The 7,746-nt window shown below is 51.1% G+C and carries 8 protein-coding genes and 1 pseudogene; 5 read left to right on the forward strand and 4 right to left on the reverse strand.

Annotated elements, in window-relative coordinates; genetic code table 11:
- The 3 genes and pseudogenes from F1593_RS29895 to F1593_RS19455 form a co-directional block, all read left to right on the forward strand.
- Positions 1 to 500, forward strand: a pseudogene (locus F1593_RS29895) (NADPH-dependent F420 reductase); the annotation flags it as partial.
- A gap of 130 nt (positions 501 to 630) precedes the next feature.
- On the forward strand, positions 631 to 1,395 hold the full coding sequence (locus F1593_RS19450; protein ID WP_149403231.1) for an SDR family NAD(P)-dependent oxidoreductase: 765 nt from the start codon (positions 631 to 633) through the stop codon (positions 1,393 to 1,395).
- A 424-nt stretch (positions 1,396 to 1,819) separates the two neighbouring features.
- A complete protein-coding gene (locus F1593_RS19455) occupies positions 1,820 to 2,725 on the forward strand; it encodes an LLM class F420-dependent oxidoreductase (RefSeq protein ID WP_149403232.1) in 906 nt (301 codons plus the stop codon).
- Positions 2,726 to 2,903: 178 nt separating this feature from the next.
- Here the strand turns inward: F1593_RS19455 and F1593_RS19460 are convergent, their stop codons facing one another.
- A complete protein-coding gene (locus tag F1593_RS19460; protein WP_149403233.1) occupies positions 2,904 to 3,149 on the reverse strand; it encodes a hypothetical protein in 246 nt (81 codons plus the stop codon).
- 779 nt (positions 3,150 to 3,928) lie between these two features.
- Between F1593_RS19460 and F1593_RS19465 the strand changes: the two genes are divergently transcribed.
- The gene (locus F1593_RS19465; protein ID WP_172632261.1) at positions 3,929 to 4,930 is read left to right on the forward strand and encodes an alpha/beta fold hydrolase; all 1,002 of its coding nucleotides are present in this window, start codon (positions 3,929 to 3,931) and stop codon (positions 4,928 to 4,930) included.
- A 110-nt stretch (positions 4,931 to 5,040) separates the two neighbouring features.
- On the opposite strand, the gene F1593_RS19470 is transcribed toward F1593_RS19465, so the two are convergent.
- Positions 5,041 to 5,562, reverse strand: a complete 522-nt coding sequence (locus F1593_RS19470) for a hypothetical protein (protein ID WP_149403235.1) — start codon at positions 5,560 to 5,562, stop codon at positions 5,041 to 5,043.
- Positions 5,563 to 5,750: 188 nt separating this feature from the next.
- Between F1593_RS19470 and yabN the strand changes: the two genes are divergently transcribed.
- Positions 5,751 to 7,271, forward strand: a complete 1,521-nt coding sequence (yabN, locus tag F1593_RS19475; RefSeq protein ID WP_149403236.1) for a bifunctional methyltransferase/pyrophosphohydrolase YabN — start codon at positions 5,751 to 5,753, stop codon at positions 7,269 to 7,271.
- A 99-nt stretch (positions 7,272 to 7,370) separates the two neighbouring features.
- On the opposite strand, the gene F1593_RS19480 is transcribed toward yabN, so the two are convergent.
- Both F1593_RS19480 and F1593_RS29050 read right to left on the reverse strand, forming a co-directional pair.
- Positions 7,371 to 7,565 carry a hypothetical protein gene (locus tag F1593_RS19480; protein WP_149403237.1) on the reverse strand — a complete coding sequence of 65 codons (195 nt, stop codon included), beginning with the start codon at positions 7,563 to 7,565 and terminating at the stop codon, positions 7,371 to 7,373.
- The coding region (locus F1593_RS29050; RefSeq protein WP_216368924.1) for a hypothetical protein at positions 7,559 to 7,746 on the reverse strand (188 nt) is incomplete at its 5' end. The genes F1593_RS19480 and F1593_RS29050, both read right to left, overlap by 7 nt.

Raw genomic sequence — 7,746 nt, forward strand, 5'->3', positions numbered from 1 at the left:
CGGCCCGTGGACGCGCTGGCAGCGCAGATTGGCCCGTCACTCATCCCCCTGCGGGTAGAGGACGCAGTCAAGGCTGACATCGTCATCCTGGCCATGCCCTTCGCCGCCCACCGGGAGATCGCGCGAGCTGTCGAAAGCTGGCAAGGAAAGATCGTCATCGACGCCACCAATGCGTTTGGCGTCCCACCCGAGGAGCTGGGCGGACTGCCCTCAACCGCCGCCATTGCACAGGTGCTGCCGGGCGCGAAGGTGGTGAAGGCCTTCAACCATCTGCCAGCAGGCGTCCTGGCCCAAGGATCGACGACCCCCCAGGGGGGCGGCGGGTCGTGTTTCTCGCCAGCGACGACGACGCGGCGAGCGCCTCGGTGGCAGCCCTCGTCGAGCGGCTCGGCTTCGCGCCGATCGAGTTGGGGAAGCTCGGCGAGGGCGGGCTGCTCGTCCAGGCACGGGGCAACACGTGGGGCCAACTCATTTTCCAAGACGTGGCCAAGTTCGACTAATCGAAGTGTAAATTAAATCGCTCCGTCGTAATTTTGTGATAATTAGCTGTCGTAACTGTAAATGTTGGAATTCGGTGAAATGAAATTTTAAATCCATATCAACAAATACAACGATAAAAGGAAAAAACATATGAGCAACAACAACGGACAAAAATTAGCAGGAAAAATTGCGGTCATCACAGGCGGCAATAGTGGTATGGGCTTGGCCACAGCCAAGCGCTTGGTCGAAGAAGGTGCGCATGTCGTGATCACTGGGCGAAGAGAGAAAGAGCTGGCTGAGGCCGCAGCTTTCATCGGGAGAAACGTGACGACGGTCGCAGGCGACGTCTCGAACTTAGAAGATCTCGACCGGCTCTATGCCGTTGTGAAAGAGAAGCATGGTCACATCGACATTCTCTTTGCGAACGCAGGCGGAGGGAAAGTCGCGCCGCTTGCGACGGCGACCGAGGCTCATTTCGACACGATCTTCGATATCAACGTAAAGGGATTATTCTTTGCCGTGCAAAAAGCTCTTCCTCTTTTCAAAGATGGCGGCTCGATCATCCTAACCTCTTCGAACGCAAACGTACTGGGAGTGCCAGCCTTTACCGCCTATGCCGCTAGCAAGGCAGCCGTGCGCAGCTTCGCGCGCGGCTGGACGATGGAGTTAAAGGATCGCAAGATTCGTGTGAATTCGATGAGTCCAGGCCCAATCGAAACGCTGGCTTTGGAGAAGGCGGGCCTTACCGTTGAACAGGCAGAACAGGCGGCATCTCAGTTCGCCTCGCAAGTTCCGCTCGGCCGCAGAGGCAAGCCCGAGGAAATCGCTGCCGTCGTCGTGTTTCTTGCTTCCGATGAAAGTTCATATATCACCGGCGTGGATCTCGCAGTCGATGGCGGTATGGCGCAGGTCTAACGCGAAGAGGCCTTTGTCTCCCAATGTAAGCCGCCTCATGAGTCATCCCGAACTTTTGAAACAAATGTTCGCTACAATGGGAGTGCAGAGGACGAAGCCTTCTGCCGGGGTGTGGGATGCCCCCACATACTTCTTTTCCCCTTTTTGCACGCCGCCGCAGGCGGCGTGAGGAAAAAGAAAAAGGACAGGGGACGCCCCTGTAACCCCGGCAAGGGGCTAGCCGCCCCTTGCAACCCCGCTTGTAGAGCGGATTGAAGCGGATCGAACACCTGTCCGAAAAATTCGGGATAACTCATGCTCGTTCGATGATACGCAAGGAAGTGTTATGACGATCAAACCAAATTTCTCTGAGAAGCAACGTTGTTATCGTTTTTCTCAGTTTTTTTGAGCAATCTCTTCTAAGCTCATAACAAAGGAGATTTTTATGCGTGTAGGATTGCATGTGCCTAACTTCACCTGGTCAGATGATCAGGGGCAACTCGGCGATACGTTCGCAACTATCGCGCGGCGTGCTGAGCGGGCTGGTTTCTATAGTCTCTGGGTGATGGATCACTTCTTCCAGATCTCACTCAACGGTCCCGCAGAGCATGAGATGCTGGAAGGTTGGAGCGCACTGGCTTTTGCAGCAGGGGTTACCAATCACATTAAGCTGGGTACGATGGTTACCGGCGTGACCTATCGTCAACCAGCTCTGCTTGTTAAGACGGCGACCACGCTCGATGTGCTCTCGCATGGGCGGGCCTACTTTGGCATCGGTGTAGGCTGGACTGAGGAGGAGCATCGCGGCCTGGACCTTCCATTCCCACCCACGGCTGAACGTTTCGAGCGTCTGGAAGAAACGCTGCAAATTGCGCACCAGATGTGGACAGGTGACGAGAAACCCTATCAGGGGAAATACTATCAACTTGAGCGACCGCTTAATTCGCCACAGTCCGTGCAAAAGCCACATCCACCTATCGTGATCGGTGGTACAGGTGAGCGCAAGACGCTGCGTTTTGTGGCCCAGTACGGCGATGCCTGCAATTTCGTTCGCCTGGGCAAAGACGAATTGCAGCGCAAGCTCAATGTGCTGCGCGACCATTGCCAGTCAATCGGTCGCCCTTACACAGAGATTGAGAAAACCACGATGGATCCTCTCTATGTCACCAGAGACGGTCGCAACAACAGCTATACACCGGAGGCTGCCATCGAGTATTTCAGAGGGCTGGCCGCGCTGGGCATTGACCAGGCTATCGTTTATATGCCTAATGTTGCCGATCTGGAGCCACTGGATCTCCTGGCAACCAGGATCATTCCAGAGGTGGAAAAGATGGAGGTTGCTGGCCGCTGATGCTCTGTTTACCATCGCAGGGACCGATTTATCGTGTCCGCCGAACCCTGCAAGCGGAATACCGGACACGATAAATCGGTCCCTGCGGAGAACTTATATAACGCGATGTGCAAGTTTGTCTTGCCAAATATTCAGTTTGATCGATTGGTTGCTTAAGAAAACTTGCACATCGCGTTAATTAGATTCTCGGTATGTATTGTCTGAGAGCTGCACCTACTTCGCTGCTTCTCCAATCGAGACCTGTGATAGCAGGTACGAGGAAGATCCGATCCAGCGCGCTTCCCAGGAAAATGGTAGTCCACCAACGCCTTTTGATCACAGCAATCCCCTGTTGTTTACCTTCATCTAGAGAGATGTTGGTGAGAGCAGACTGTCCTATTGGGAGCGATCCAGCTTGCCAGGAGGAAAATGGTGACTGTGACATCCTTGTTTCGCTCCATTGTTTGGTCTATCAGCAGCAACCAATGATCGCTGCTCTAGGAAGATCTCGTCAAGTCAAAAAATGAAACGCCTGCATGTACTGATGTTTTGTATAGCGTAAAGGAGCCAATTGGCTCTTTTTTTCTTGCGAAAGACGGACTTGTAGGCTATACATAAACCTCCTCTGATGAGTGGAGGTAGTCCGGGGCCCTCCATCAAGAAAACGAGTACGGTAACTCAATTACCATAAACCCTTTTGAGCCTCTTGCTCCTTCTCGCATCTGCCATTGAGCCAGTGGAGCTACTATTTTTTGCCCAATTTGAGTGTGCACCCCTTTCAAGCATCATACGGCGAGTGTCGGCAGAGCTCTATCGGTGCGAAAAAACTTGTGGGTTCTGACAAAAAGCTTGGCAGGTATAGTAGGGAATGATAGAATAGAGAAAGTTGGCGTATTCGACTCCACCGTATAGCCATTCTGGTAGAAAGCCTGTATGACTATTGGTAACAATGGTTGGCTGTTCACTACCTGACTGGAGGCATATACGTAATTCTATTGTAGAGATGGATAATTGATTTGAACGCTTAAAAAGCATTACATAAAAGGGTCTCTGTCTTGTAGGGTGAAAGCGGGGTGTCTTCGCAATTATTCCCCTTCCCAATCACCCGGAAGGATAAAGAGCCACGTAAAAGTAAAAAAGCGTCTATAATAAAGATATTATCCTTATCTGATAGATAAATCATCGTTCTGTGCTGTTGGCACTTTGATGAAAGCGAAAAACCTTATGCTACGTTACCGACTTGAAGGAAGTGGATCACCTCTCCTCCTCATTCATGGTTGGGGCGTCACCTATGCAATCTGGCAAAGTCTGGCCCCGTTGTTGAAGCCACATTTCCAGCTGATTATGGTTGAGTTACCAGGCCATGGTGGTTCCCCCAATGTTGCCCCAAATCAACCCTATTATCAGGTGTGCGCAGATGCTATAGAGGAAGTTCGTCAGTTTCTTGGGATTGAGCAATGGGCAATGCTCGCTTATTCATCGGGTACGCGGGCTGCCGAAGCGTATGCGAAGCGATATCCCCAATCCCTCAACCACGCTATATTCCTCTGTCCAACCTATATTCTGGAAATCTGGGCCTTATTTGTCCGTTTATTAGATGTGCCTCATCCTCCAACCCTGACACAGTGGGTGTTCTCTGATTGGCGTATCCATAGTCTGGTGCGTGCCTTTGGTTTTAACTGGCAGCGGCACCAGTATACTTCAATCTGGAAAGATGAGATTGAACTTCAGCCAATTGATGTGTTGGTACGCTCATTATATGAAATGCCAGAGCAGGGTCGTGCTCCCTTCTATATTCCGCCCGTTCCCACTCTCTTTATCTGGGGTGGGAGAGATGCCTTGATTGCGCGTCCGCGCCATCTTGGTCCGCACGATGTAGTAATCCCGGCCAATCATAGTGCTCCCATGATGGCTGCACCTCTGGTCGCGGAGGTGGTGCTACCTTTCTTGCTAGAGGATCGAATCGTCTCTACATCCTCGCGAAAGCGTAAAACGTCACTGGGTCCATCGCTCCTGCGTTCAAATACCGTTGCGAAATCAAAAAAAGGAGCAAAAACGAATGCGCGTACGCTGCGTTCTATGGAACGCAAGCGTCTCAAAGAGCAGCATTTGTTGGGCAAGCAACCACTGTTTACCTTACAGAAACGGGCTCAACTCCAGGTTCCTCCGACAACTGTGAAGATGAAAAAGCCCGCTGCCCGGCGTCCTCTTAAGAAGAAGTATTAAGCGATAGGGCGCGTTGTACACTGCCGTACAGAAGAAGCAGCCTGTAAAAAAGCAGGGGGCCGTTTGATAAACGACCCCCTGCTGTGTTGTATTGTATGATGATGATACTATTAGTGCTGGACTGCGGCGTGTAATTCTGGCGTCACCCCCAACTTCGTGCTGTCACGCAGTTTTGCAAGTTGAGCATCCGAGACAGTCTGATTGGTCTGGGGATCAAAGACCACGTCGTTACGAGCGCAATAATACAGGTTTTTCCATTCCGAGGTTGCTTTATCCCAGGCGGGGAAGAGCAGGGTTGCTTCATCGTCGCCGGTCACTATACGCTGGAAGGCTCGATAGGATGACACGAGGGCGGAAACAATAAGTATGAGTGTAACGACGACAATGATCAGCTGAGCGATCTGGGGCAGGCTACTTTCCAGACCACCGATCAGGGTAATGATGAGAAAAATACAAACGCCGAGTGCGACACCGCAGAGTATGATGGTTTTCATCATCGATACATTGCGTACAGGCATGTCAGGTGGAGCGCAACGTGTGACTCCAGTGTTATACGCTGCTTGCATTGTTTTTACTTGATCTGCCTGATTGCATACCGGGCAGGTTGGTTTTTGGCTTTCAGCGGACGCCATCTAGAACCTCCTTATATTGCTCATTCTAATGAATAGGCAATGATTGCTATTTTATCATTAAAAATAGCATAACATGTTGATTCGTATTCGACAATGTCGAGAGCTTCCCAATCTCTTATTTGTCTTGATTATACTCAACCGATGCGCTCCTGCCAGCCAGGCAGCGTAAGGAGAGAGGATCTTTTTTTATGACTGAAATGACGCATTCTGGAATTATTATCGTTGGCCTTGGGCCAGGTGGCATACAGGATTTAACACTTGAGGCTCGCCGCGTATTGCTTGAGGCGGCGGAGGGTGAGCAAATCGTTTACTTCCGTACTATAATTCATCCTACTGTTGAGCCATTAAAACAAGATATACCTAAACTACGTATTGAGTCCTTCGATAGACTCTATGATGAGTCGGAGGATTGGAGTATGCTCTATCAGCAGATCGCCACCGAGATTTGTGATCGTGCTCAGGAGCAATCCATTCTCTACGCGGTGCCAGGTCATCCATTGATCGGCGAGACCTCGGTACAACTGGTATTGCAGCAGGCACGCGCGCGGGGTATTGCTACCCGCATCGTATCAGGACTCTCGTTTATCGAGCCTGTCTGTAATATGCTCTCTCTGGACCCTTTTGAGGTAGGCGCTCAGATCGTTGATGCTACCAATCTCGCCACCTTACGTCCTGACGAATTAGCCGGACATGTCATCCCGACGGTGCCTTTGATGGTCGTGCAGGTCTATAATCGCCGCCTGGCGACCGAAGTCAAACTGGCACTGGGAGAATTTTATCCTGATGAATGGATCGTTAAACTGGTGCGTGCCGCTGGCGTGGGCGAGGATGAAGCGGTGTTGGAGATGCCGCTCTATGAACTGGACCGTAATAACTTTGCCAATCATCTCAGCACGCTCTATGTGCCACCGGTTGGTACGCTGGCAGCCTTACGCGCTCCCGAAACCCTACGCTCTATCACCGAACGCCTGCGCCGCGAACCTGATGGTTGCCCCTGGGATCGCCAGCAGACACACGAAACCCTCAAACGCTATGTTATTGAGGAGACCTATGAGGTTGTGGAGGCGTTAGAGGAACAGAATATGGACAAGCTGGCCGAAGAATTGGGCGACCTCCTCTTGCAGGTCTATCTGCACGCCGAAGTAGCGCGTCAGTCCGACGAATTTACCATTGGAGATGTCTATGAGCAGATCAATGCCAAACTCATCCGCCGTCATCCCCATGTCTTTGGCGACGCCGAAGTTGAGAATGCTGGACAGGTTGTCCAGAACTGGGATGCTATCAAGCAGCAAGAGCGTGCCTCTGCCGGTGTTGATATCCAGCAGGAAAGTATCCTTGACCGCGTGCCGCAGGCCACACCGGCTTTAATGGTCGCGCAGGAATATCAGAAGCGTGTCGCAAAAAGTGGTTTTGAGTTTACCTCTTTGCCGGACGTGTATGCCAAAATCAAAGAAGAGATGGCGGAGATTGAAGCTGCTACAACGCTCGAAGAACAACGTGAAGAGATTGGGGATCTCCTCTTCATCACTGCTAAACTCGCGCGCTTCTTCAAGATTGATGCTGAAGAAGCCCTGCGTCTGGCGAATCGCAAGTTCCAGCAGCGTTTCCAGAGCATGGAAGCCATTGCCCATGAAGAAGAGCGTCTCCTTACCTCCTATAGCACAGCCGAATGGGAGGTCCTCTGGGCACGCGCCAAAACCAGCGTATAATTTCCATTCCACCCAATTGGGTGGAAACATCTTGTTTAGTTGAAACTGCCAACAGAGAGGGCCCGAACCCTTGCAATCGGGCCCTCTCTGTTGGCAGTTTCAACTCCCCATCGCCACTTCAATACCGAGAATGTAGAACGCCGCTTCACCCGTAGTATCCAACTTTACAGGCAATACCCTAAAATAAGGAGAATCATGAAGGAAATTGTAGTGCTTCGTCAGGGACCAGCCCAATACTGCTTCAATAAGCTGATCCTGGCGTGCTTGAAAGCGTTTTTTTGGGTGCACTACCATACCGCTTCATGAAGAGGAATGAAGGCGAGAGGAGCCATCAGTAGGAACCACCCTTCACGGGCAATACCGCTTAAATAACGAGAAAAGGAAGTTTCTTTCTGGCATAATAAAAAAAACGTTACATAGATCCAGAAAGAAAATTCCTTATGCCTTTTAGAATAACGTATCTTCCTGATGATGA

Origin of the sequence: Dictyobacter arantiisoli, from assembly GCF_008326305.1 — a bacterium.
Classification (GTDB): Bacteria; Chloroflexota; Ktedonobacteria; order Ktedonobacterales; family Ktedonobacteraceae; genus Dictyobacter; species Dictyobacter arantiisoli.